This window comes from Halomonas sp. E14, from assembly GCF_052568415.1.
In genome coordinates this window covers 512,346-538,047 of the sequence record NZ_CP199423.1, presented here as the reverse complement: position 1 = coordinate 538,047, position 25,702 = coordinate 512,346, and the positions used below count along the sequence as shown (strand labels likewise).

Genomic DNA, 25,702 nt, shown 5'->3' with positions numbered 1-25,702 from the left:
CTCCTGGAATCCGGCTCACTCGGGGCGTCTGCGCGATTCGTCAAGCAGGCTGTTCAGGCTCGCTGCCTTGGGCTTAACCAGCCAGAAATGGCGGACGAAGTCGCTGAAGTCGTCGAGAATCTCGCGCCCGCGGGCAGAGCCCGTCTCGGCCACGAACTCTTCGATGATCTCCCGCAAGTGACGCCGATAGGCCTCCATGGCCTCGGTGTTGACTCGGTGGATCTCCACCAGCTCATGGTTGTAGCGATCGACGAAGGAGCGATCCTCGTCGAGCACGTAGGCGAAGCCGCCGGTCATGCCGGCGCCGAAGTTGACGCCGGTCTCGCCGAGCACGCAGATCAGGCCGCCGGTCATATATTCGCAGCAGTGGTCGCCGGCCCCTTCGATCACCGCGTGGGCGCCGGAGTTGCGCACGGCGAAGCGCTCGCCCGCGGTACCGGCGGCGAACAGCTTGCCGCCGGTGGCGCCGTACAGGCAGGTGTTGCCGATGATCGCCGTCTTATGGCTCTCGAAGCGGCTGCCACGCGGCGGTACCAGTACCACCTTGCCGCCGTTCATGCCCTTGCCGACGTAGTCGTTGGCATCACCTTCCAGATAGAGGTTGAGGCCGCGGGCGTTCCACACGCCGAAGCTCTGCCCGGCCACCCCGGTGAAACGCAGCGTGATCGGCGCATCCTCGAGGCCGGCTTCGCCATAGTGCTTGGCTACCGCGCCGGAAGAGAGCGCCGGCACCGAGCGGTCGCAGTTGGTGAGGGTAAAGTGGAATTCACCGCCGCTCTTGTCGGCAATCGCCTTCTCGATGGTGGCCAGCACCTCCTGGTTCTTGGTACCCGGGTCATGCGGCACGTTGCGGCTGACCTGGCAGAATTGCGGTGCATCGGCCGGCACGAAGTCATTGGCCAGCAGCGGCGTCAGGTCGAGCCTGCGCTGGGAGGCGGTCTCGCCCTCCAGCACCTCGAGCAGGTCGGTGCGACCGATCAGGTCGGTCAGCTTGCGCACGCCCATCAGCGCCAGCAGCTCGCGCACCTCTTCGGCGATGAAGCGGAAGTAGTTCTTGACCATGTCCACGGTGCCGCGGAAATGCTCGTCGCGCAGATACTGGTGCTGGGTGGCCACCCCGGTGGCGCAGTTGTTGAGGTGACAAATGCGCAGGTACTTGCAGCCCAGCGCCACCATCGGCGCGGTGCCGAAGCCAAAGCTCTCGGCGCCCAGTATGGCTGCCTTGACCACGTCGAGGCCGGTCTTCAGGCCGCCGTCGGTCTGCAGGCGGATCTTGTCGCGCAGACCGTTGATGCGCAGCGCCTGGTGCACCTCGGGCAGCCCCAGCTCCCACGGCGAGCCGGCATGCTTGATCGAGGTCAGCGGGCTCGCTGCGGTACCGCCGTCGTAGCCCGACACGGTGATCAGGTCGGCGTAGGCCTTGGCCACGCCGGTGGCGATGGTGCCGATGCCGGGCTCGGAGACCAGCTTCACCGACACCTGCGCCTCCGGATTGACCTGCTTGAGGTCGAAGATCAGCTGCGCCAGGTCCTCGATGGAGTAGATGTCGTGATGCGGCGGCGGCGAGATCAGCGTCACGCCGGGCACCGAGTAGCGCAGCCGGGCGATCAGTGCGTTGACCTTGCCGCCGGGCAGCTGGCCGCCCTCGCCGGGCTTGGCGCCCTGGGCCACCTTGATCTGCAGCACCTCGGCGTTGACCAGGTAGGCCGGGGTGACGCCGAAGCGCCCGGAGGCGATCTGCTTGATCTTGGAGCTGCGAATGGTGCCGTAGCGCGCCGGATCCTCGCCGCCCTCGCCGGAGTTGGAGCGCCCGCCGGCTTCGTTCATGGCCTGGGCCAGCGCCTCGTGGGCCTCGGGCGACAGCGCGCCAAGGGACATCCCGGCACTGTCGAAGCGCGGGATCAGCTCGTCGATGGACTCTACTTCCTCGAGCGGCAGCGGTGTCTCGGAGACCTTGAGCTTCAGCAGGTCGCGGATGGTAGCCACTGGGCGCTCATTGACCAGTCCGGCAAACTTCTTCCACTTCCGATAGTCGCCCTCCTGCACGGCCTCCTGCAGCGCCTTCACCACATCGGGGTTGTAGGCGTGGTACTCGTGATCGTGCACGTACTTGAGCAGGCCGCCCTGGTTGATGCCCTTGCGCGGCGTCCAGGCATCGCGGGCCAGCCACTCCTGCTGCAGCTGCAGTTCGCTGAAGCCGGTGCCCTCGATGCGCGAGGCCATGCCGGTGAAGCACAGCTCGACCACTTCCGACGACAGCCCCACCGCTTCGAACAGCTGCGAACCGCGATAGGAAGCCAGGGTCGAGATGCCCATCTTGGAGAGGATCTTGTAGAGCCCCTTCTGCATGCCCTTGCGATAGTTCTCGCGGGCATCGGCCGGGTTGCCGGTCAGCTCGCCGGTGCGGTGCATGTCGGCCATCACCTGATAGGCCAGCCACGGGAACACCGCGGTGGCTCCCACGCCGAACAGCACCGCCATCTGGTGGGCGTCGCGGGCGTAGCCGGTCTCCACCACGATGTTGGCACGCGGGCGCAGGGCCAGCTTGCTGAGATGGTGGTGCACCGCCCCTACCGCCAGCGCCGCATGAATCGGCAGCTGGCCCTGGGGCAGTTCGGCATCGGAAAGCACCATGATTACCTTGCCGTCGCGCACCGCCGCCTCGGCCTGGCGGCACAGTTCAACGATAGCTGCCTTGAGCCCCATCTGCTCCGGGTCGTAGCCCAGGCTCAGGCGCTCATGGCAGAACGCGGGATCGTCCTGCTCGAGCAGCGCGGTGAACTTGCGCGGCGACAGCACCGGCGTGGTCAGGATGATCCGGTGGGCGTGCTCGGGCGTGGCCTTGAACACGTTGAGCTCGGCGCCGATGCAGGTTTCCAGCGACATCACGATCGCTTCGCGCAGCGGGTCGATGGGCGGGTTGGTGACCTGGGCGAACTTCTGGCGGAAGAAGTCGGTGAGCAGGCGGCTGCGGCGCGAGAGCACCGCCATGGGCGTGTCGTCACCCATGGAACCGACCGCCTCCTGGCCGCTTTCGGCCAGCGGGCGCAGCACCTGGTCGCGCTCCTCGAAGGTGACCTGGAACATCTTCTGCCACGCCTTGACCTCGTCGGCGTCCATGTTCTGGAAGCTGGCCAGCTCGGTCAGCGCCGACTCCAGGTAGTGCGCCTCCTCCTTCAGCCAGCGCTTGTAGGGATAGGCGGACTTGAGCCGCTCATCGATGTCCGCGGTATGTAGCACCTCGCCGGTCTGGGTATCCACGGCAAGGATCTGGCCGGGCCCGACGCGCCCCTTGGCTACCACGTCCTCGGGCTTGTAGCCATAGGTACCGATCTCCGACGCCAGGGTGATGTAGCCGTTCTTGGTGATCACCCAGCGCGCCGGACGCAGGCCGTTGCGGTCGAGCATGCAGATCGCCTGGCGACCATCTGTCATGACCACCCCGGCGGGCCCATCCCACGGCTCCATGTGCATGGAGTTGTATTCGTAGAAGGCGCGCAGCTCCCCGCTCATGGTTTCAACGTTCTGCCACGCCGGCGGCACCATCATGCGCACCGCGCGATGCAACTCCATGCCGCCCATCAGCAGCACTTCGAGCATGTTGTCCATGCTGGAGGAGTCGGAGCCCACGGTGTTGACGATCTCGTCGAGCTCGGCGATGTCGGGCAGCCGCTCGTTGACGAAGTTCGCCTTGCGTGAGTTGGCCCAGCTGCGGTTGGCCTCGATGGTGTTGATCTCGCCATTGTGGGCGAGCAGACGGAACGGCTGGGCCAGCGGCCAGCGCGGCGCGGTGTTGGTGGAGAAGCGCTGATGGAAGACGCAGATCGCGGTGTGCAGCCGCTCGTCGCCAAGATCCTTGAAGAAGGTCGGCAGATCCACCGGCATCATCAGACCCTTGTAGGAGATGACCTGGGTGGAGAGCGAACAGACGTAGAAATCCGGCTCGTCACGCAGCATCTGTTCTGCGCGGCGGCGCGCCATGAACAGGTCGACATCGAAGCGCTCGGGGTCGCCCAGCTTGCCCGGCTCGACGAACAGGTGGCGGATGCGCGGCAGGCAGGCTCGTGCGATGGGGCCACAGTAGGCGGGGTCCACCGGCACGTCTCGCCAGCCCCGGATCACCAGGCCGCAGGCACGCAGCTCGCCCTCTAGAATGCCGCGCGCGCGCGCTTCCTTGGCGTCGTCGTCGGGCAGGAATACCGCACCCACGGCGAATCGATCGCCAAGTTCGACGTCCAGCGCCTCGGCGGCCACTTCGCGCATGAAGGCCTCGGGCATCTTCAGCAACAGGCCACAGCCATCGCCAGTCTTGCCATCGGCGGCGATACCGCCGCGATGCGTCATGCAGGTGAGGGATTCGATGGCGGTGCGCAGCAGGTCGTGGCTGGCCTGCCCTTCCATATGGGCGATCAGGCCGAAGCCGCAGTTGTCACGAAACTCGCCGGGGTGGTGTAGGCCTTGGTTCATGGGCGTGCCTCAAAGAATGTCTATTGACCAAGCGACAGCAGTTATATATTTTAATCGGTTTTCTTTTTGTTATGGCCGCATAAGCAGCCTGCTGCCGTTGCGAGAAAAGGACGCCCAGCATAGACACTTCCGCCCTCGACGTGCAATTGCCCGCATCGCCACACCCACCTAAAACTCTCGTCAAATCCGCAACTTGCCAACCCGCGCCAAACAAAAACAACCAATAGTTCAAGCACTTGCGGATCGCATAAACGTTTTTCAAACGGCAAAACCAAGGCATTAGACTTTAGTCTAAAATTGTCGTTTTTACCCATGCCGATAACGCATGAGGCATACGGATTCATGCCGAAACCGCTCCAAGGGCGGCGACCACAAGACAGCCAGCCCAGCAGCGCTTTGCACACTCCACAAGAAAGGCCGCGCGGATCTCTCCGCACGGCCTCTCTTTTGCTGGGACAGGTGCGCCCCGTCAGGGCTAGCGAACTTACGCCCTAGGGAAGCTCTCCAACAGCTCGTCGAGCAGCGTAGGTGGCGTCTCGTCGTACACCACCGCCTGACCCAGCGCCTGGAGCAGGATCAGGCGCAGGCGCTGGTCAACGTTCTTTTTGTCCAGCCGCATCCGGGCCAGGAAGTCCTCGACACCCATGGCGGCCGGAGCCGCCAGAGGCAGGCCCGCAGCGGCAATAATGGCCGCTGCACGCTCGACCTCCGCCTGGGCCAGCCAGCCAAGGCGGTGCGAGAGCTCAGCCGCCATCATCATGCCGGTCCCCACCGCCTCGCCGTGCAGCCAGCTGCCGTAACCCTGGTGCGCCTCGATGGCATGGCCGAAGGTGTGGCCCAGGTTGAGCAGCGCACGCACCCCCTGCTCGGTCTCGTCTTCGGCGACGATCTCAGCCTTGAGGGCGCAGCTGCGCTCGATGGCCCAGGCCAGCGCCGCGGGATCAAGCCCCCTCAGCGCGGACATTTCGGCTTCCAGCCAGGCCAGGAACTCGGCATCGCGGATCAGGCCGTACTTGATCACCTCGGCCAGCCCCGCCGACAGCTCTTTGGGCGGCAGCGTCTTCAGCGTATCGGTATCGATCAGCACCGCCCGCGGCTGCCAGAAGGCGCCGATCATGTTCTTGCCCAGCGGATGGTTGACGCCGGTCTTGCCACCCACCGACGAATCCACCTGCGAGAGCAGGGTGGTGGGCACCTGGATGAAGGCCACGCCGCGCTGGTAGCAGGCGGCGGCGAAGCCGACCATGTCGCCGATCACGCCGCCCCCCAGGGCAATCAGCGTGCAGCGGCGGTTGAAGCCGGCTTCCAGCAAGGCATTCCAGATACGCTCGACGCTGGACAGGGTCTTGGTCGCCTCGCCGTCGGGCAGCACCAGCTCGCGCACCTCAAGATCGGACGACAAGCCGCGACGCAGGGTTTCCAGGTACAGCGGCGCCACCGTCTCGTTGGTCACGATCATCACCTGGCGGCCGGCCAGGTAGGGCGCCAGGCAGCCGGCATCGCCGAGCAGGCCGGCGCCAATGTGGATGGGATAGCTGCGCTCGCCCAGCGCCACCTGCAGGCTGCGCCGGGCCGAGGAAGTTTCGCTCTGTGACATGGGTCAGACCTTCGCTTGTAGGGGATCGGTCAGCCGCTGCACGCGACGCACGATATCGTTGACGACGGCGCGCGGGCTGCGCCGGTCGGTACGCACCACGACATCCGCCGTGGCGCGATACAGCGGATCGCGCAGGGCGAACATCTCGCGCAGCACCTGCTCGCGGTCGGGGCGCTGCAGCAGCGGGCGGTTGCGGTCCTTGGCGACGCGCTTGAGCTGCTGCTCGACGGTGGTAAACAGGTAGATGACGGTGCCCCGCTCGCGCAGGCGGCGACGGTTCTCCTCGCGCAGCACCGCGCCGCCGCCGGTGGCAATCACCACCCCGTCGAGCTCGGTCAGCTCCTCGATCATCTGCTCTTCGCGCTGACGAAAGCCGGCCTCGCCCTCTACGTCGAAGATCCAGGGGATGTCGGCACCGCAGCGCGCCTGGATCTCATGGTCGGTGTCGTAGAAATCGCGTGACAACTCGGCCGCCAGAAGGCGGCCGATGGTGCTCTTGCCGGCCCCCATGGGGCCGACAAGGATAAGGTTGGGCAAGTCCTGCATCAGCGAATCGCCAGGCCGTCTTCGATTATCCGTGGAGTGATGAAGATGAGCAGCTCCACCTTTTCATTACTGCTCTCATTGTACCGGAAAAGCCTGCCCAGCACAGGCAGGTCGCCGAAGAAGGGCGTCTTGGCCAGGCGGCTGATCTGCTCGGTGGTGAGGATACCGCCCAGCACCACCGTCTCGCCGTTGTCCGCCAGCACCTGGGTCTCGATGCTGTTGGTGTCGATGGCCGGCTCTTCACCGCGCGGAACATTCTGGAAGCTGTCGTTGGTGATCATCAGGTCCATGATGATGCGGTTGTCCGGAGTAATCTGCGGCGTCACCTCTAGCGACAGCACCGCCTCCTTGAACTCGGTGTTCAGCGTATCGCCCGACTGGGCGGTGTAGGCCCGCTCCTGGCCCTGCTTGATCACCGCCGTACGCTGGTTGGCGGTGATCACCCTGGGCTGCGAGATGGTCTGGCTCTTGCTCTCGCTCTCCAGCGCACGCAGCTCCAGGTCAAGCAGGATATCGCCCGACAGGTAGCCGAAGCCGAAGCTGGTCATGGGGTTGGCGCTGCCCAGATCGACGGCCAGACCACCCCGCTGATATTGATTGCCAGTCAGACTACCGGCGATTAACTGCCCGCGGGAATCGCGCTGCCCAGTGAAGTCATCTCCATACACAGCAACGGGCGAGCCGCTTGAGGCCCCCCCCAGGTTGAGCCGGCTGCTGCCCCGCGATGACGCCCCCCAGTTGACGCCAAGCTGCTGCGCCACCCCGTCTCGCGCCACCACGATGCGCGCCTCGATCTGCACCTGGCGCACCGCCACGTCGAGCCGGTCCAGGGTACGCAGGATCTCCTGGATCTGCTCGGCGGTATCCTGTATCAGCAGCATGTTGGTGCGCGGATCGACGGCCACCCGGCCGCGCTCGGTGAGCAGGCCGAAGCCGTCGGCGCCGCGCAGCAGTGCCGCCAGCTCTTCGGCCCGCGCGTACCTCACCTCCACATATTCGGTGACCAGGGGTGCCAGCGTCTCGATCTGGGTCCTGGCCTCGAGCGCCTGGCGCTCGATGCTGGCCAGCTCACTGGCCGGCGCCACGACAATGACGTTGCCCTCCTGCCGGCTGGCCAGCCCATGGCTTTTGAGCACCAGGTCGAGCGCCTGGTCCCAGGGCACGTCCTGCAGGTTGAGGGTGACGCGCCCCGTCACGCTGTCGCTGGCCACTAGGTTCAGGCCGGTGAAGTCGGCGATGATCGCCAGCACCGAGCGCACTTCGATATCCTGGAAGTTCAGCGTGATCCGCTCGCCGCTATAGGGAAACTGCTGACGCACGCGCTCTTCGCGCTGCTGCGGGGTGATCGGCTGCGCCTCAATGGTCAGCTGGCGACCGCTTTGGGTCGAGACCATGGCGAATTCACCGCTGCCTTCGATCTCGAAGGTCACGCCGTCGCGCCCGGCCCGCGGCGTGATGCGCCGCAGCGGCGTGCCGAAATCCGTGACATCGAGCACCTGGTTATGTGCCTCAGGAAGCTCCACCCCGACTAGCTCCGCCACGATGCGGCCGCGCCCCGCTTCGCGCACCCGCGCGTCGACCCCGGCCCGGTCGAAGGTGAGGATGACCCGCCCGGCGCCGCCTTCGCCGCGGCGAAAGTCGATATCGGTCACCGTCGGCAGCGTCGGGCTTGTCGGCAGCGCCACACGCGGGGCAGAGGGCTCGATGCTCGCCGCTGCGGCAACGCCCAAAGGGGAGCCGCCAATGGTAATGCGCAGCTGATTGCCCTGCTGCACGGTGTCATAGGGCAGCGGGCCGTCGAGGTGGAAGACCAGGCGGGTGCGGGAGCCGGCCTCGAGCGCCGTGACCTGCTCGACGCCGCCGATACCGAGGTCGATACGTCGCTGCTCCAGCTGGTTCGTGGCATCGATCAGGTCGATCGACAGGCGCGCCGGTTCATCGAGGCGATAGCCGCGCACCTCGGGCACCCCCTGGCTGAACGTCAGGTCCACCTGCAGTTCGCCGCCCTGACCTTGGCGGAAGTCGAGCGCCGTCAGTGCCGTATTGGCCAGTGCCTGCACGGAGGCCAGCAGCAGGCAGATTCCCGTCATGGTGCGTAAAAGGTGTGTCATAGTTTTCCTTCCCTGCCTGGTACGCATAGCGTGCACCCCTTGCCCGGGTACGCCGCTGCGATCGCCCCGCTTATTCGTTGGTCAGCGCCAATTGGACACGCCGCTCCACCCAGCCGCCGCCCCCCGTGGCCACCAGCTCCACGAGGCGTATCGAGCGCTGCGATACCTCCTCGATGCGACCGTGGTTGTTGCCCAGATAGCTGCCCGTCCTCAATCGATGCACCTCCCCTCCCGGCGACCGGACCAGGGCGTAGGTTTGCCCCCGAATGCTGAGCAGGCCGACTAGCGCCAGGTCTTCCAGGGCATAGGCTTCGAGCGGTTCGCGCGGCCGGTTGTGATCGGGTGCCAGCTCGCCGTTCAGCGCCACCTGGGCCTCCGGCTCGGGCAGCGCCTGTCGGAAGGGGCTACGGCGATTGCCCTCCCGGTACGGCACGGCGTCATAGCGCGGTACCTCGGGAAGCTCGATACGGGCCATGCCGCCGGGATTGCGCCGTATCTCTTCCAGCTGCCGGTCGAGCGCCTCCAGCTCTGGATCGGCGCAGCCCGCCAGCCCGAGGGCCGCAGCGGCGATAACGATGGCCAGACGCCTCATGGAGTGGCCTCCTCGTTCGCCGCGCGGTAGCTATAGGTGCGTGCCAGCATGGAGAGCCTGAGGCGGCCGCCGTCTTCTGCGGGCACAAGGGTGAAATCATGCAGCGTGACGATTCTTGGCAACGCCGCGATTCCGGCGAGGAAGCCGGCGATATGGTGGTAATCCCCCTCCACCTGAATATCGAAAGGCCGCTCGATGTAAAAATCCTGTGCAACGGTGCTGCGCAGCCGAATGAAGTCGATGCTCAGGTGCTGGTCCAGCGCAAGCTCGCTGATACTGTCGAGCAGGGCGGGGATCTCGGCTCCCGAGGGCAGCATCGCCATCACTTCGCTCATGCGCGTTTCGATATGCGCCATCTGCTCGAGCATGTCGGGCAGGCGCGCCGCCTGGGCCGCCCGGTTGCGAAAATCGCTCAGCAGCTGCGCCTCCTCGGCCTCGGCCCGTTGCAGCTCTTCAACCTTCGGGCCCACCAGGTACCAGCGCGTCGCAACGAGCAACAGCACGAACACCAGCACGCAGCAGAACATCTGGAGCAGGACCGGCCAGGTGCCCGACTCCTTGAGATCCAGCGATCGCCAGTCCACTTCACGAAGACGCCGGATTTCCGCTTGCAGGTTCATGGCACCTCCTCGCCAGCCGCCACGCTCGGCTCACTCGCCCGAACCAGTTGATTGATCCCGAGGCTGAAGCGACGCCGCGGCCCGCCGTCCGACTCGACCTCAGAAAGCACCGGCTCAGCGAAGGCAGGCGCCGCGGCGAGGCTACGCAACTGCTCGGACACGTGATGGTTGCTTTCCGCCTGCCCCGAGAGGTGCAGCTGGTCGCCCTGGCGGCTCAGCTGGGTATAGTGCACGCCGTCGACCAGACTGACGGCCAGGTCGCGCAATACCAGCACGGTGAGCGAACGCCCCTGCTGCAGGTCGCTAAAGACCTCGATCTGGCGCGACATGCGCTGCTGGATGGATTCGGTCTCACCGATCAGGCGGATATCACCCTCCAGCCGCTGGGTCTGCTCGCGAATGAAGGCGTTGCGCTTCTTCTGGGCATCGAGCCGATCGTCGACGTGGTAGGTCAGACCAAGGCCACCGGCCGCGCCCAGCAGGGCAAAGGCAATGACGGCCAGGTAGAAACGTCGGCTGCGGCGCTCACGCCTGCGCTCCCGCCAGGACAGCAGGTTGATTTCGATCGTCATGACGGCGCCCTCATGGCCAGGCCACAGGCGGTCAGCATGGCGGGGGCATCGCTGGCCAGCGTCTGGACATCGATTCGCGAGCTGATACGCATGTTCTGGAAGGGATTGGCGATCACCACTTCCATGCCGGTCTCCTGCGCCAGCCGCTCCTTCAGGCCAGGCAGTACGCTGCAACCGCCGCCCAGCAGCATGCGGCGCACCTCCTGCTTGCGCCCGGCGGTATAGTAAAGCTGCAGCGAGCGCCCCACCTGCTGCACCAGGGAGTCGACGAAAGGCCCCAGCACGCTGGTGTGGTAGTCCTCCGGCAACCCGCCGCGCTTCTTAGCCAGCCCCGCCTCCTCCAGCGTGAGGCCATAGCGCACGCGTACCTCCTCGGTCAGCTGGCGCCCGCCGAAAACGGTGTCGCGGCTATAGACGATGCGTCCGCCATGCAGCACATGGAAGGCGTTCATGGTGGCGCCGATATCCACCAGGGCAACACCGTCTTGCGTGCCGCTGGCGTGGGGCAATTGGCGCCGCAGCTCGGTGAAGGCGCGCTCCATGGCAAAGGTCTCGACATCGACCGCCGCAGGAGTCAGGCCGGCTTGGTGCAAGGCGTCGGTCAATTGACTCACATCCTGCTGGCGGCAGGCCACGAGCAGCACGTCCTGCTGGTCGCCATAGCGCGCGTTGAGACCCAGGCGCTGGAAATCGAAGGCCACCTCGCTGAACGGAAAAGGGATGTGCTTGTCTGATTCAAGCTGAATGCGGGCCTCGATCTCCTCGTCGTTGAGCGAGGCGGGCAACGTAAGGGTCTTGGTGATGGCGGCGCTCGCCGGCACCGCTGCCACGGCAAGCCTGGAGGTCGGCTTGGCGCTTTCCACCGCCCGCCGCAAAGCGTCGACCACCTCGCCCATGTCGCGGATTCTGCGCTCGACCACAGCACCTTCGCGCAGCGGCCGTACGGCGTAACTGTCGACCTGGTGCCGCGAGCCGGCCTGCCGAAGCTCGATGAGCTTGACGGTGGCCGAGGTGATATCGACACCTATCAACCCCTTGCGGGAGGGTCTGAGTCGCATTGTGTTGTTGTCCCTGCGTATCCGCTGCGTTTCTATTTGTTATCGTCGCGCCTTAAGCCGTATCCCGCAATATGGCTTAGGCAAATAATATCGCCAGCATGGCCGGCTCACACGAGCGGACAGGAATGCGCAAGAAATGGGAAGCTGCTCGGCTCTGTGCTGGTGACCTGGGGCTCGGCTTCATATAATGGCTTCTTGCCCATGAAGGCCCTTCGCCCCGCCCCTTTTCTGCTTCCACCACGGATACCGCCTTTTCATGAAGTGGATCAAGACCCTGTTTCTTTCGGCCTTTTGGTTGCTGTTGTCGGTACTGACGGCAGGCCTGCTCGGCATTGCCGGGGCCGCACTGTACTTCTCGCCCGGCCTGCCCGACGTACGCCAGCTCCAGGATTTCGAACTGCACACGCCGCTGAGGATCTTTACCCGCGACGGCAAGCTGATCGGCGAGTACGGCGAAGAGCGTCGCATGGCGGTCGACTTCGACGAGATTCCCACCGACTTCATCCAGGCACTGCTAGCCGCGGAGGATGCGGCTTTCTTCGAGCATCGCGGCGTGGACCCTCGCGGGCTAGCGCGTGCGGCGGTAGAGTTGATTTCTAGCGGCGGCGACATCCAGTCGGGCGGCTCCACCATCACCATGCAGGTGGCGCGCAACTACCTGCTGACGCTCGACCGGACTTTCACCCGCAAGATCCGCGAGATCCTGCTGGCGCTGCAGATGGAGCGCATCCTGACCAAGGAGGAGATCCTCGAGCTCTACGTCAACAAGATCTTTCTGGGCAACCGCGCCTACGGCATTGCCGCCGCCGCGGAGGTCTACTACAACAAGCCCCTCGACGAGCTGACCCTTGCAGAGAAGGCGATGATCGCCGGCCTGCCCAAGGCGCCGTCGTCGTTCAACCCGCTGGCCAATCCCGAGCGCTCGTTGATCCGCCGCAACTGGATCCTCTATCGCATGCGCCATCTCGGCAACATCGATCAGGCGACCTACGAAGCTGCCGTACAGGAGCCGGTCACAGCCCGCCGTCACGTGGCCCAGATCGAGGTCGACGCCGACTACGTGGCGGAGATGGCGCGTCAGTACGCCGTGGAGCGCTTCGGCGAAACAGCTTACACCGGCGGCTATCGCATCCATACCACGGTGGACAGCCAGCTGCAGCCCTATGCGCGGCAAGCGCTGGCGCGCGGCCTGATCGACTACGATACGCGTCACGGCTGGCGCGGCCCGGAAGAGAGCGGCATCCCCTCGAGCCTGGCCGAGGCCCAGGCGCGTACCGAGCGCCGCGGGCTGGAGGAGGAGCTGTCCGAATCGCCCGAAATCATGGAAACCGCCCGTCAAGCCGCCCAGCGCAGCCAGACCGAGATCGCCGGCATCGAAGGCGACGTCAGCAACTGGCTGCGCGTGCTCGAGCGCACGCCGGGCTTTGGGCCGCTGCAGCCGGCCATCGTAGTCGCCAGCGAAGGCCGTGAGATGCGCGTGCTGACCCGTGGCGGCGAAGTCGTCACCCTGGGCTGGGATGGCCTCTCCTGGGCGCGCGCCTATCGCAATCCGCGCGCCCGCGGCCCCGAGCCAAGCTCGGCGGCAGAGATTGCCGGGCGCGGCGACCTGGTGCGCATCCTGCAGCGTGAAAACGGCTCCTGGCGGCTTTCCCAGCGCCCCGACGCGGAAGGCTCCATCGTGGTGCTCGAGCCGGACACCGGCGCCATCCTGGCGCTGCAGGGCGGCTTCAGCTTCAATGCCAGCAAGTTTAACCGTGCCGTCCAGGCGCAGCGGCAGTCCGGCTCGATCTTCAAGCCGTTCGTGTTCCTGGCGGCCCTCGACACCGGCCTGATGACCGCATCCAGCGTGGTCAACGACGCGCCGGTGGTGATGCACGACGGCAGCAGCCTGTGGCGCCCCGTCAATTCCAGCGGCGACTTCCTCGGCCCGATGCGGCTTCGCGTGGCGCTGGCGCGCTCGCGCAATCTGGTCACCATTCGCGTGCTGCAGACCCTGGGGCTCGACAACACCATCCGCTATCTAGAAGGCTTCGGCTTCGCCTCAAGCCGCCTGCCGCGCGGCCTGTCGCTGGCCCTGGGCAGCGCCGACCTCACTCCGCTGGAAATGACCAACGCCTATGCGGTGCTGGCCAACGGCGGCTATCAGGTGGCGCCCTGGTTCATCGAACGGGTCACGCGCGGCAGCGACGAGCAGGTCATCGAGGAGGCCCGCCCCGCCGTGGCCTGCCGCGACTGCAGCGACGGCCAAAGCGAAGTCGAGATCGACGGACGCCTGTTCCCCGTCGCACCGCGGGTGGCCGATCCGATCGCCGTCTACATCCTGCGCGATATGCTGCGTGACGTGATCGAGAGCGGCACCGGCCGCTCGGCGCTATCACTGAACCGCAGGGACGTGGTGGGCAAGACGGGCACAACCAACAACCAGCGCGACGGCTGGTTCGCCGGCTACAACAGCGACCTGGTAGTGACCGTCTGGATCGGCAAGGACAACAACGAGTCCATCGCCGAATATGGCGGCGTCGCCGCACTGCCGATCTGGATCGACTTCATGGGCAATGCCCTGAACGGCCGGCCGGAAGCCATGCCGCAAGCGCCCCTGGGGCTGGTGCGCGCACGGGTCGACGAGCAGACGGGGCGTCGCCTGGCCGACGGCCAGTCCGGCGGCATCACGGAAATCTTCCATCCCGACTACCTGCCGGAGCTGGAACCCCGGCGCGTCGAACAGGAGATCGAGCAGCGCAGCGGCGCCCAGGGCACCGGCAGCTACGAAGCGATCTTCTGAGGCAGGCCCGCCCCGGCCTTCGCCAGGCCAGGGCGGCGTGCCGCGCGAAAAGCATGTCAGCCAGGCTGCACGCAGAACGGGACATGCGAGGGATCTTCGGCTCGATTCTCCGGTCAAACCTGAGGGGCAGGATGCCCCCGGCTTCGTCTTGCGACGACGCCTTCGCCTTGCAGCTCAGCGAACCAGGCAAAACAGGATGTTTCGCATGTCACCTCTGCTCCGCTTCCTCTGCACCTTGCTTGGCCTGACCCTGCTGCCAGGCACAGCACTGGGCGCCAGCGTGTTCTACGCGCCACCCCCGCCCGACGACGACTCACCGACCTTCAGCGGCGAGGCCGAGCTGGGATACACCCACCTCACCGGCAACACCGACAGCCAGACGCTGATCGGCAAGAGCCGCCTTACTTGGCTGACCGGCGACTGGACGCACACCCTGCGCGGCGAGGTGCGCAACGTCACTCGCGACGGCGACACCAGCGCCGAGCAGTACCTGCTCTCCGGTCGCGAGCGCTTCGACTTCTACGGCCCCCACTATTTGTTCGGCTTCGCCCGCTGGGAGAAGGATCGCTTCAGCGGCTACGACTACCAGCTCGCCGCCATCGGCGGCTATGGCCGCCATGTCATCCAACGCGAGCGACATCGCCTGTCGCTCGAAGCGGGACCGGGGTTTCGCCAGGATCGGGTCGAAAATGAGGAGGACGAGAATCTCGGGGTGATCTATGGCGCGCTCGACTATCACTGGACGCTGTCGCGCTTTGCCAGCCTGCGCCAGGAGCTGTCGGTGGAAGGCACCCAGGAGAACACCACCACCCGCTCGCTCTCGTCGCTGACCGCACGGCTGAACTCCCGCCTTTCGCTGCGGCTCTCCCACGAGGTGCGACACAACTCCGACCCGCCCCAGTCGGCAGAGGAGCGCACCGACCACACGTCGAACGTCACCCTCCTTTATACCTGGTAGGACAATTCTTACCTGCTGGGTCGATGCTAGAGTTGCTAGGTCACTTCCATAGTGGGCAGGGCAATGCGTTCTGCCAACGCAACAGCCGGCCCTTGGGCCGGCTGTTGCGTAGCTGGATGCGTCGTCGGAGCCTCATTGGCCGTAGACATCGTCCACGGTCTTCAGCGGGTAGTGCGCCGGGTAGGGCCGGCGCGCCACGCCCGAGTCCACCGCCGCCTGCGCCACCGCCGCCGGAATTCGCTCCAGCAGACGTATATCGACCGGGGTGGGGATGATGTACTCAGGACCGAATTCCATGTGCTCACGCTCATAGGCGTCCAGCACCTCCTGCGGCACCGGCTCGCGCGCCAGGTCCTTCAGCGCATGGACCGCCGCCACCTTCATCTCTTCGTTGATGCGCGTGGCACGCACGTCCAGGGCGCCGCGGAAGATGAACGGGAAGCCCAGCACGTTGTTTACCTGATTGGGAAAATCGGAGCGGCCGGTGGCCATGATCACGTCCGGACGCGCCTCGCGCGCCACGTCGGGATGAATCTCCGGGTCAGGGTTGGTGCAGGCGAACACGATGGGGTTCGGCGCCATCTTGCGCATGTGCTCTGCCGTCATCAGGTTGGGCCCGGAGAGCCCGATGAAGACGTCGGCACCGTCGATGGCGTCGTCCAGCGTCCGCTTGTCGGTCTCCACGGCGAACATCGCCTTGTAGGGGTTGAGCCCCTCGCGGCCGGTGTGGATGACGCCACGGCGATCGAGCATCACCAAATTCTCGGCACGCGCGCCGCAGGAGACCAGCAGCTTCATGCAGGCAATGGCCGCCGCGCCGGCACCCAGGCAGACGATCCGCGCCTCTTCCAGGCGCTTGCCGGCGATCTCCAGCGCGTTGAGCATGCCGGCGGCGGTGACGATGGCGGTGCCGTGCTGGTCATCGTGGAACACGGGGATGCTGCACTGCTCGATCAGCGCCTGCTCGATCTCGAAGCACTCCGGCGCCTTGATGTCCTCGAGGTTGATGCCGCCCCAGGTGTCGGCAATGCGCGCCACGGTGTCGATGAAGGCCTGCGGACTCTCCGCATTGACCTCGACGTCCACCGAGTTGATTCCGGCGAAGCACTTGAACAGTACGCCCTTGCCTTCCATGACCGGCTTGCTGGCCAGCGGGCCCAGGTTGCCGAGCCCCAGGATGGCCGTGCCGTCGGAAATGACCGCCACCAGGTTGCCCTTGCCGGTGTAGCGGTAGGCATTCTCCGGGTCACGAGCGATCTCACGCACCGGTTCGGCGACGCCCGGACTGTAGGCCAGGGCGAGATCACGAGCGGTTGCCGTCGGCTTGGTCAGCTCCACGGAAAGCTTCCCGGGGATGGGCTTGGCGTGATAGTCCAGCGCGGCCTGCTTCTTGGCGTCTGTCATGCTGTGATCCGGTATCCATACTGAGAAGAAAAGAAGAAGCCCCACAATATAGAAAAAGCTTCCATATCTCAAGATTGACAACATCGAGCCTTTTGAACGCTCGTTCGCGAACATTACCCACTATTTGCTGCTACTTATACTTATAGGCCCATGCATAACGCTTTGCTTATCGTTCTCCTGAGAGTCAAGCGCGACGCATCGACGCAGCGCCATCCAGGGCGCAGCAAGCGCCGCACGACACGGCAGCGCGCAAAAAAAGTCGACGCAAAAAAAGTCGGCGCAAAAAAAGACACCCGCCTGTCGGCGGGTGTCCTTGGCTACCGCTTTCGTCTCGGCAAGGCGCGACGAGTTTCAGCCACGCTTCATGGCGGCACCGAAACGCTTGTTGAAGCGCTCGACGCGGCCACCGGTGGACGCCTGCTTCTGCTTGCCGGTGTAGAACGGGTGGCACTGGGAGCAAACATCCAGTGACAGGTCGTGACCGACGGTGGAGCCGATCTCGAAGGACGCGCCGCAGGAACAGGTCACGGCGACCTTCTTGTAATCCGGGTGAATACCTTGTTTCATCTTGAGCCTCAATTAGCGCTGTATGCCGCCACCTGATCCTGTGCCAGGCACCGCATACGGGTTGTCTGCTTCACGAACGTTGACATGTAACCGGTTCAGCCGCCGACCCTACTGCGGCACGACGGCCGCATAGTATACCAGAGCCGACGCCGGAGGCCAATTGCCCGCTCCCCCACGCCACGCCGCCCCCTGCATTTTACGGGTCGCGCTGCCCACGCCGCTGCGGCGCCTTTTCGACTATCTGCCATGCCCCGATCCACCAGCGGAAGGCTGGCGACCGGGGCTGCGCGTGCGCGTTCCCTTCGGCCGGCGCCTGGCGGTGGGGGTCGTGGTGGCCTGCGCGCAGCAGAGCGAGCTGCCCCTGGCCCGGCTCAGGCCGATCGACGCCTGTCTCGATGAAGCCCCGCTGCCCGAGGACTGGCAGTGGCTGTGCCACTTCGCCGCGCGCTATTACCAGCACTCCCTGGGCGACACTTTCCACCAGGCAATGCCGGTGCTGCTGCGCCAGGGGCGCGCCCTTGCCGGTCGCGTACGTGAACAGTGGCGCGCCAGCGCCGCAGCCGGCTCGCCCGCGCCCCAGCCAGCCGATATGCCCGAAGTACTGAAGCGCGCGCCGCGCCAGGCGGCGCTGCTGGCCATACTGCGCCAGCACCCCCACGGCCTCGCCACTCAGGCCGTACTGGCCCAGGGGTTCGGCCGCGAGCAGCTCAAGGCCTTGGTCGTCAAGGGGCTGGTAGAGCGACACGAGACACCGCTGGCCGCTCCGCGCCCGCCCCCAGCCGGTCGCGTGCTGGCCGAACCCGCGCTGCCGCTGAATGCCGAGCAGGCCGCCGCCCTGGCCACCGTGCATGCCCGGCTCGAGGCGTTTCACCCCTGCCTGCTGCATGGCGTCACCGGCAGCGGCAAGACCGAGGTCTACCTGCAGCTGATCGAAGCCGTGGTCAGCCGTGGTCGCCAGGCCCTGCTGCTGGTGCCCGAAATCGGCCTGACCCCTCAGACCCTGGCGCGCTTTCGGCGCCGCTTCCTGGTGCCGGTGGTGGCCCTGCATTCGGCACTGACCGAAAACGAGCGGCTCGATGCCTGGGAGGCGGCGGCCAGCGGACGCGCCGCCATTGTTATCGGCACCCGTTCGGCGATCTTCACACCGCTGCTGCGGCCTGGCGCGCTGATCATCGACGAGGAGCACGACACCTCCTTCAAGCAGCAGGACGGGCTGCGCTACCATGCCCGCGATCTGGCCGTGGTGCGCGCCCGGCAGCATGACATTCCCCTGCTGCTGGGCAGCGCCACGCCGTCGCTGGAAAGCTTGCACCGGGCGCGCCGCGGTGACTATCGCCTGCTGCGATTGACGCAGCGCGCCACGCGCCACGCGCCGGCGCACCTGGAGCTGCTCGACATGCGCAGCCGCCCGCGCCAGGGCGGGCTCATTCCACCAGCCATCGAGGCGATTCGTGAGACTCTCGCCGCCGGGCACCAGGTGCTGGTGTTCATCAATCGCCGTGGCTTCGCCCCGACCCTCTCCTGCCACGCCTGCGGCTGGCTGGCCGACTGCGACCGCTGCGATGCGCGCATGACCCTGCATCGCCAGCCGCCGATGCTAGCCTGCCACCACTGCGACCGACGCCAAGCCGTGCCCGCCGCTTGCCCCGCTTGCGGCAGCGCCGACCTGCGCCCGCTGGGCAGCGGCACCGAGCGCACCGAGGAGACCCTGGCCGCGCTGTTTCCCAAGGTACCGGTACACCGCATCGACCGCGACAGCACGCGTCGCCGCGACGCGCTCGAAACCACTCTCAGCCAGGTACGACGCGGCGAGCCCTGCCTGCTGGTCGGCACCCAGATGCTGGCCAAGGGTCATCACCTGCCCCATGTCACCCTGGTGGTGGTGGTCAACGCCGACGCCGGGCTCTATGCCAGCGACTTTCGCGCCCTGGAGCACAGCGCCCAGCTGCTGGTGCAGGTCGCCGGCCGCGCCGGCCGCGCCGCCCACCCGGGGCGCGTGCTGGTCCAGACCCAGCATCCCGACGACCCGCACCTGCGCCTGCTCGCTAGCCAAGGCTACGACGCGCTGGCCGAGCAGCTGCTGGCCGAGCGCCAGGCCGCCGGCCTGCCGCCCTTCCGTTTTCTCGCCCTGCTACGGGTGGAAAGCCCCCAGGAGGAGACCGCAGCCGTCCTGCTCAGGGAGATCGCCGCCCGCCTGCGCCCCTGGCTGGCCGAACGCGGCCTGCCCGTGGACTGCCTCGGCCCGGTGCCGGCCCCCATGGAGCGGCGCCAAGGGCGCTACCACCTTCAGCTGATGCTGACCGCAGCGCGGCGCAGCCCACTGCATGAAGCCTGCGCCCAGCTCACTGCCTGGCTGGAGGAGAGCGCGGAAGCGCGTCGGGTGCGCTGGTCGCTGGACGTCGACCCACAGACGCTGAGCTGAGTCCGGCCTTTAAAGCCGCGCCACAATTGCCGATAATGGCCCATCATGCCCAACCGGGCGAGTTCCCGCCTGCGACCGTCCGCGCGTCGCACGGCGTTCCCATCCGCTGCGGGCCCGGTATCACAGGACGTACATAGCTTCATGAAAGAGACGATCATCTCCCTGCTCGAGCGCGCCCTTGAGACCCTCAAGCAGCAGGGCACCCTGCCTGCCGACCTCGCTCCCGTGATCAAGGTCGATCCCACCAAGGACAAAGCCCACGGCGACTACGCCAGCAACCTGGCACTGATGCTGGCCAAGCCGGCCGGCAAGCCGCCGCGCGAACTGGCCGAGGCGCTGATCGCCGCGCTGCCGCAAAGCGACGCTGTGGAGAAGGTCGCCATCGCCGGTCCCGGCTTCGTCAACTTCTTCGCCGCCACCGACGCCGCCGCGCAAATCGTGCGCCATGTGCTCGATGCCGGCGACACCTTCGGCCGCAGCCTGGCCGGGCGCGGCCAGAAGGTGCAGGTCGAGTTCGTCTCGGCCAACCCCACCGGGCCGTTGCACGTGGGCCACGGCCGCGGCGCAGCCATCGGCGACTGCATCAGCCGGCTACTCGAAGCCACCGGCTACGACGTCACCCGCGAGTTCTACTACAACGACGCCGGCGCCCAGATCGCCAACCTGGCGCTCTCGGTGCAGGCTCGCGCCAAGGGGCTGACGCCCGACGACGCCGGCTGGCCCGCCGACGGCTACCGCGGCGACTACATTACCGAGGTGGCCAACGACTACCTGGCCGGCGAGACGGTGCATGCCGACGACCGCCACGTCATCGCCAAGGCCGACCCGAACGACCTCGACGCCATCCGCGACTTCGCCGTGGCCTGGCTGCGCCGCGAGCAGGATCTCGACCTCAAGGCCTTCGGCGTCGCCTTCGACGTCTACTTCCTCGAGTCCTCGCTCTACCGCGAGGGCAAGGTCGAAGAGGCGGTCGAACGCCTGATCGGTAATGGCCACACTTACGAGCAGGACGGCGCCCTGTGGCTGCGCACCACCGCCTTCGGCGACGACAAGGACCGGGTGATGCGCAAGTCCGACGGCAGCTATACCTACTTCCTGCCCGACGTGGCCTACCACCTGAACAAGTGGCAGCGCGGCTTCTCCACGGTGATCAACGAACAGGGCGCCGATCACCACTCCACCGTGACCCGGGTGCGCGCCGGCCTGCAGGCGCTGGAGGCCGGCATCCCCCAGGGCTGGCCCGACTACGTGCTGCACCAGATGGTGATGGTGACCCGCTCCGGGGTGGAGGTGAAACTCTCCAAGCGTGCCGGCAGCTACGTCACCGTGCGTGACCTGATCGACGAGGTGGGTCGCGACGCCACCCGTTTCTTCCTCGCCGCGCGCCGCGCCGACTCGCAGCTCACCTTCGACATCGACCTGGCCCGCTCGCAGTCCAACGACAACCCGGTCTACTACGTGCAGTACGCCCATGCCCGGGTGTGCAGCATGCTGCGCAAGGCCGAGGCCCAGGGGCTCGGCTTCGACCACGACCTGGCCATGGTCAGCCTGGGCCGGCTGGAAGAGGACCAGGAAAAGGCCGTCATGAATCGCCTGTCGCGCTTCCCCGAGGTGATCGACCACGCCGCCCGCTGCCGTGAGCCGCAGCAGGTCGCCCAGTACCTGCTCGACCTCGCCGCCGAGTTCCACTCCTGCTACAACGCGGTCAAGGTCATGGTCGATGACGACGAGCTGCGCAACGCCCGCCTGGCCCTGGGACTGGCCACGCGCCAGGTGCTGCGCAACGGCCTCGACCTGATGGGCGTCAGCGCCCCGGAGGAGATGTAAGCCATGGCCACCCGACGCACGCCAAGGAAGCGCGGCGCCACCTCCAGCCGCAGGAGTGCCTCCAGCCAGCGCCGGGGGTTCCAGCTGCCAGGCTGGGTATGGGGGGTCGCAGGCGTGATCGCCGGCTTCCTGCTGGCACAGCACCAGCACGGCACCGCGCCTTGGCAGGAAGGCCATGATTCGCCCCTCGCTCGCTTCATGCCGCGCACGCCGGTCGAATCGCCGGCACCGGCGCCCGAACGCAGCGAGCCGCGCATGCCGACCTTCGAGTTCTACACTCTGCTGCCCGAAGAGGTGGTAGCGCCGCAGGACATCGCCTCCACCGCCTCACCACCCACCGTCAACGTGCCGCCGCCGCTGGATGCCAACGCCGTCACCCAGGCGGCCCCGGCCGACGATCCCATCGCCCAGGTGATCGCCGCCAACCTGCGCGATGAGGTGAACGCCACCCCAGCAAGCGAGGCCGCCGCCCCGGCAGGCACGCGCTACATGCTGCAGGCAGCCTCCTTCCGCCAGCCCCAGGACGCCGAGCAGCTGCGTCAGCGCCTGCGCAACCTGAGCCTGGTGGCCCAGGTGAGCCAGGTGCAGTCGGCCGACGGCCAAACATGGCACCGCGTGATGGTTGGCCCCTACGACGACACTCGCGAGCTGAATCGCGCCGAGGACCTGATGGTGACGCAAGGCATCACCCCGCTGCGTCATCGCGCCACCAACTGAGCCTGGCTTCGCACTTGAAGGCCGAGCTTGAATTCCCCGGTGCTCGCCCGCACTTCCCCTGAATGCTCGTTTACGGCCTCCGGCAACGCCGGAGGCCGAAAGTCACCGGGAGCCCCAGGCTCCCCGTTTCGGAGTCATCTCCATGACCACGATCGTTTCCGTACGCCGCGGTGACCAGGTGGCCCTGGCCGGCGACGGCCAGGTATCGCTGGGCAATACCGTGATGAAGGGCAACGCCAGCAAAGTGCGGCGGCTCTATCGCGGCCAGGTGCTGGCCGGCTTCGCCGGCGGCACCGCCGACGCCTTCACCCTGTTCGAGCGCTTCGAGGCGCAGCTGGAAAAGTACCAGGGCAATCTGGTCAAGGCCGCCGTGGAGCTGGCCAAGGACTGGCGCACCGACCGCGCCCTGCGCCGCCTCGAGGCGCTGCTGGCCGTGGCCGACAAGAACGCCTCGCTGATCATCACCGGCAACGGCGACGTGGTGGAGCCGGAGCGCGGCATCATCGCCATCGGCTCGGGCGGCAACTACGCCCTGGCCGCGGCCCGAGCGCTGCTGGAGAACACCGACCTCTCGGCCCAGGAGATCACCGAGAAGTCACTGGCGATCGCCGGCGACATCTGCGTGTTCACCAACCACCACGTCACCCTCGAAACGCTGTGAAGGCCGCCACCATGTCCCAGATGACACCCCGCGAGATCGTCCACGCCCTGGATCAGTACATCGTCGGCCAGCAGGACGCCAAGCGCGCTGTGGCCATCGCCCTGCGCAACCGCTGGCGTCGCATGCAGCTCGACGATGAGCTGCGCCCCGAGGTCACGCCCAAGAACATCCTCATGATCGGCCCCACCGGGGTGGGCAAGACCGAAATTGCCCGGCGCCTGGCCAAGCTCGCCCGCGCCCCGTTCATCAAGGTCGAGGCGACCAAGTTCACCGAGGTGGGCTACGTCGGCCGCGACGTGGAGTCGATCGTCCGCGACCTCACCGAAGCCGCCATCAAGCTGGTGCGCGAGCAGGCCAAGGACGAGGTGCGCCACCGCGCCGAGGACGCCGCCGAGGATCGCATCCTCGACGCCCTGCTGCCGCCGCCCCGCGGCCAGGAAGAGAGCGCCCGCAGCGACAGCTCGACGCGCCAGATCTTCCGCAAGAAGCTGCGCGAGGGCGATCTCGACGACAAGGAGATCGACATCGAGATCACGCCCCAGGGCCCGGGCATCGACATCATGACCCCGCCGGGCATGGAGGAGATGACCAGCCAGCTGCAGAGCCTGTTCTCCAACATAGGCCGTCACAAGACCGAGACCCGCCGGGTCAAGGTCAAGGATGCCTTCGCCCTGCTGCGCGACGAGGAAGCCGCCAAGCTGGTCAACGAGGAGGAGATCAAGCACCGCGCCATCGACGCCGTGGAGCAGAACGGCATCGTCTTTCTCGACGAGATCGACAAGGTGGCCAAGGGCAGCGGCCAGTCCAGCGGCGGCGAGGTGTCCCGCGAGGGCGTGCAGCGCGACCTGCTGCCGCTGATCGAGGGCTCCACCGTCTCGACCAAGTACGGCATGGTCAAGACCGACCATATCCTGTTCATCGCCTCCGGCGCCTTCCACCTGTCGCGCCCCTCCGACCTGATCCCCGAGCTGCAGGGCCGCCTGCCGATCCGGGTCGAGCTCGAGGCGCTCACCCCCGACGACTTCAAGCGCATCCTCACCGAGCCCTCTGCCGCCCTGACCAAGCAGTACAAGGCGCTGCTGGCCACCGAGGGGCTTGAGATCGAGTTCACCGAGGACGGCATCGAGCGCATCGCCGAGATCGCCTGGAAGGTCAACGAGGGCACCGAGAACATCGGCGCACGGCGCCTGCATACGGTGATGGAACGGCTGCTCGAGGAAGCCTCGTTCAAGGGCGGCGATTTCGGCAGCCCGCTGTCGATCGATGCCGCCTATGTCGACTCCCAGCTCGGCGAACTGGCCATGGACGAGGATCTGTCGCGGTATATCCTTTGATACGAGCGTCGTAGTACTGCTCGGTTCGCCAGTGTCGCAGCAGCGAGGCCTACATGAGCGCAGCGCCGGGGACAGGTCGTAGCGGAGGTCATTCGCCAGGGATGGCGAATGTAGCGCCCAGGGATGGGTTCACAGCGCCTCCGCGAAGCGCCTGTCGCCGGACAGCTGCGCTTCACCAACGCAAGCGGAGTCCTGAATGACTGCCCCCACCCCCAGCAAGATCCATTACCACAAGAAGGACCGCGAGCTCGAACTCACCTACGCCGACGGCGAGAGCCACCGCCTGCCGGTGGAGTACCTGCGGGTCTACTCGCCCTCCGCCGAGGTGCGCGGCCACCATCCCAGTCAGGCGGTGCTGCAGGTGGGCAAGAAGGACGTCGGCCTCAAGGACATCGAGCCGGTGGGCCGCTACGCGGTCAAGCTCGCCTTCGACGACGGCCACGACAGCGGCATCTACAGCTGGGAGTACCTTTTCGAGCTGGCCACCCGTCACGAAGCCTACTGGGCCGACTATCTGGCCCGCCTGGAGAAGGCCGGGGCCAGCCGCGAACCGCTGGGCATCGAGATCAAGCAGCTCTAGTGGCTCCAGTAACCCAGCAGGTCAAAGACAAGGCAGCCGAGGGAAGGCTACAATGTCGCCCATCATGAGGCCGAGCCCTCACCTTTCCGCAGCGATTCGGGAGCCTTTTTCGCATGAGCCCTCACTCCACCCCCGGGGACCAGCGCACCACTCACTTCGGCTACCAGGAAGTGCCGATCGAGGAGAAGGCCTCGCGCGTGGCCGACGTCTTCCACTCCGTGGCGGCGCGCTACGACGTCATGAACGACCTCATGTCGCTGGGGATCCACCGCCTGTGGAAGCGCCTCACCATCGAACGCTCAGGCGTGCGACCCGGCCACAGCGTGCTCGACATCGCCGGCGGAACGGGTGACCTGACACTCAAGTTCTCGCGCATGGTCGGCCCCCGCGGCCGAGTGGTGCTGGCGGACATCAACGAATCCATGCTGCGCGTGGGCCGCGACAAGCTGCTCGACAACGGCGTCGGCGGCAACGTCGAATACGTGCAGGCCAACGCCGAGTGCCTGCCCTTCCCCGACAACAGCTTCGACTGCATCACCATCGCCTTCGGCCTGCGCAACGTCACCGACAAGGACGCCGCGCTGCGCTCCATGGCCCGGGTGCTCAAGCCCGGCGGCCGCCTGCTGGTGCTCGAATTCTCCAAGCCCTCCAATCCGCTGCTGACCCGCGCCTACGACGAGTACTCCTTCCGCCTGCTACCCTTCATGGGCCAGGTGGTGGCGGGCGATTCCGACAGCTACCGCTACCTGGCCGAGTCGATTCGCATGCACCCGGACCAGGAGACGCTCAAGGCAATGATGGAAACCGCCGGCCTCGAGCGGGTCGAGTACACCAATCTCACCGGGGGCATCGTCGCCCTGCACCGCGGCATCAAGCTCTGAGGGCGC

At 66.5% G+C, this 25,702-nt stretch carries 20 protein-coding genes; 9 read left to right on the top strand and 11 right to left on the bottom strand.

All coding sequences use genetic code 11. The annotated features are described in order from the left end of the window. Nucleotides 1-15: 15 nt before the first annotated feature. From gltB to pilM, 9 genes are all read right to left on the bottom strand, one after another. On the bottom strand, nt 16-4,467 hold the full coding sequence (gltB, locus tag ACT7B3_RS02445; protein ID WP_445156737.1) for a glutamate synthase large subunit: 4,452 nt from the start codon (nt 4,465-4,467) through the stop codon (nt 16-18). A 50-nt stretch (nt 4,468-4,517) separates the two neighbouring features. After that, nucleotides 4,518-4,811, bottom strand: a complete 294-nt coding sequence (locus tag ACT7B3_RS02440) for a hypothetical protein (protein ID WP_445156736.1) — start codon at nt 4,809-4,811, stop codon at nt 4,518-4,520. 140 nt (nt 4,812-4,951) lie between these two features. Beyond that, nucleotides 4,952-6,064: a 3-dehydroquinate synthase gene (gene aroB, locus ACT7B3_RS02435; protein WP_445156735.1), complete on the bottom strand. Its 1,113-nt coding sequence runs from the start codon at nt 6,062-6,064 to the stop codon at nt 4,952-4,954. Nucleotides 6,065-6,067: 3 nt separating this feature from the next. Then, nucleotides 6,068-6,610, bottom strand: a complete 543-nt coding sequence (aroK, locus tag ACT7B3_RS02430; protein WP_444678501.1) for a shikimate kinase AroK — start codon at nt 6,608-6,610, stop codon at nt 6,068-6,070. Further along, the gene (gene pilQ, locus ACT7B3_RS02425; protein WP_445156734.1) at nt 6,610-8,721 is read right to left on the bottom strand and encodes a type IV pilus secretin PilQ; all 2,112 of its coding nucleotides are present in this window, start codon (nt 8,719-8,721) and stop codon (nt 6,610-6,612) included. The genes aroK and pilQ overlap by 1 nt, the downstream gene beginning before the upstream one ends. A 70-nt stretch (nt 8,722-8,791) precedes the next feature. Beyond that, nucleotides 8,792-9,313: a pilus assembly protein PilP gene (locus tag ACT7B3_RS02420; protein WP_445156733.1), complete on the bottom strand. Its 522-nt coding sequence runs from the start codon at nt 9,311-9,313 to the stop codon at nt 8,792-8,794. Next, nucleotides 9,310-9,933 (bottom strand): type 4a pilus biogenesis protein PilO, encoded by a 624-nt coding sequence (locus ACT7B3_RS02415; RefSeq protein ID WP_445156732.1) that lies wholly within the window; start codon nt 9,931-9,933, stop codon nt 9,310-9,312. Before ACT7B3_RS02415 ends, ACT7B3_RS02420 begins: the two co-directional genes overlap by 4 nt. After that, entirely contained in the window at nt 9,930-10,505 is a 576-nt protein-coding gene (locus ACT7B3_RS02410) for a PilN domain-containing protein (protein ID WP_445156731.1), read from the bottom strand. Before ACT7B3_RS02410 ends, ACT7B3_RS02415 begins: the two co-directional genes overlap by 4 nt. Beyond that, on the bottom strand, nt 10,502-11,563 hold the full coding sequence (gene pilM, locus ACT7B3_RS02405) for a type IV pilus assembly protein PilM (RefSeq protein ID WP_444678505.1): 1,062 nt from the start codon (nt 11,561-11,563) through the stop codon (nt 10,502-10,504). Before pilM ends, ACT7B3_RS02410 begins: the two co-directional genes overlap by 4 nt. 256 nt (nt 11,564-11,819) lie before the next feature. Between pilM and ACT7B3_RS02400 the strand changes: the two genes are divergently transcribed. Then, nucleotides 11,820-14,345 (top strand): penicillin-binding protein 1A, encoded by a 2,526-nt coding sequence (locus tag ACT7B3_RS02400; RefSeq protein WP_445156730.1) that lies wholly within the window; start codon nt 11,820-11,822, stop codon nt 14,343-14,345. Nucleotides 14,346-14,550: 205 nt separating this feature from the next. Next, nucleotides 14,551-15,303, top strand: coding sequence for a DUF481 domain-containing protein (locus ACT7B3_RS02395; RefSeq protein WP_444678506.1), 753 nt, complete (start codon nt 14,551-14,553; stop codon nt 15,301-15,303). 132 nt (nt 15,304-15,435) lie between these two features. Here ACT7B3_RS02395 and ACT7B3_RS02390 read toward each other — a convergent pair whose 3' ends face one another. Together ACT7B3_RS02390 and rpmE are read right to left on the bottom strand one after the other, a co-directional pair. After that, nucleotides 15,436-16,707, bottom strand: a complete 1,272-nt coding sequence (locus tag ACT7B3_RS02390; protein WP_444678507.1) for a malic enzyme-like NAD(P)-binding protein — start codon at nt 16,705-16,707, stop codon at nt 15,436-15,438. A gap of 351 nt (nt 16,708-17,058) precedes the next feature. Next, nucleotides 17,059-17,274: a 50S ribosomal protein L31 gene (gene rpmE / locus ACT7B3_RS02385; RefSeq protein WP_444678508.1), complete on the bottom strand. Its 216-nt coding sequence runs from the start codon at nt 17,272-17,274 to the stop codon at nt 17,059-17,061. Between the two features lie 160 nt (nt 17,275-17,434). Between rpmE and ACT7B3_RS02380 the strand changes: the two genes are divergently transcribed. The 7 genes from ACT7B3_RS02380 to ubiE all read left to right on the top strand — a co-directional run bounded on the left by ACT7B3_RS02380 (nt 17,435) and on the right by ubiE (nt 25,696). Next, nucleotides 17,435-19,696 (top strand): primosomal protein N', encoded by a 2,262-nt coding sequence (locus ACT7B3_RS02380; RefSeq protein WP_445156729.1) that lies wholly within the window; start codon nt 17,435-17,437, stop codon nt 19,694-19,696. Nucleotides 19,697-19,837: 141 nt separating this feature from the next. Then, entirely contained in the window at nt 19,838-21,523 is a 1,686-nt protein-coding gene (argS, locus tag ACT7B3_RS02375; protein WP_445156728.1) for an arginine--tRNA ligase, read from the top strand. A gap of 3 nt (nt 21,524-21,526) precedes the next feature. Further along, nucleotides 21,527-22,240 (top strand): SPOR domain-containing protein, encoded by a 714-nt coding sequence (locus ACT7B3_RS02370; RefSeq protein ID WP_445156727.1) that lies wholly within the window; start codon nt 21,527-21,529, stop codon nt 22,238-22,240. A gap of 142 nt (nt 22,241-22,382) precedes the next feature. Next, the gene (gene hslV / locus ACT7B3_RS02365; protein WP_444678511.1) at nt 22,383-22,901 is read left to right on the top strand and encodes an ATP-dependent protease subunit HslV; all 519 of its coding nucleotides are present in this window, start codon (nt 22,383-22,385) and stop codon (nt 22,899-22,901) included. A gap of 11 nt (nt 22,902-22,912) precedes the next feature. Beyond that, nucleotides 22,913-24,235 carry an ATP-dependent protease ATPase subunit HslU gene (hslU, locus tag ACT7B3_RS02360; protein WP_445156726.1) on the top strand — a complete coding sequence of 441 codons (1,323 nt, stop codon included), beginning with the start codon at nt 22,913-22,915 and terminating at the stop codon, nt 24,233-24,235. A gap of 196 nt (nt 24,236-24,431) precedes the next feature. Next, nucleotides 24,432-24,815, top strand: coding sequence for a gamma-butyrobetaine hydroxylase-like domain-containing protein (locus ACT7B3_RS02355; protein WP_444678513.1), 384 nt, complete (start codon nt 24,432-24,434; stop codon nt 24,813-24,815). 113 nt (nt 24,816-24,928) lie between these two features. After that, nucleotides 24,929-25,696: a bifunctional demethylmenaquinone methyltransferase/2-methoxy-6-polyprenyl-1,4-benzoquinol methylase UbiE gene (gene ubiE / locus ACT7B3_RS02350; RefSeq protein WP_444678514.1), complete on the top strand. Its 768-nt coding sequence runs from the start codon at nt 24,929-24,931 to the stop codon at nt 25,694-25,696. The last annotated feature ends 6 nt before the right edge of the window (nt 25,697-25,702 follow it).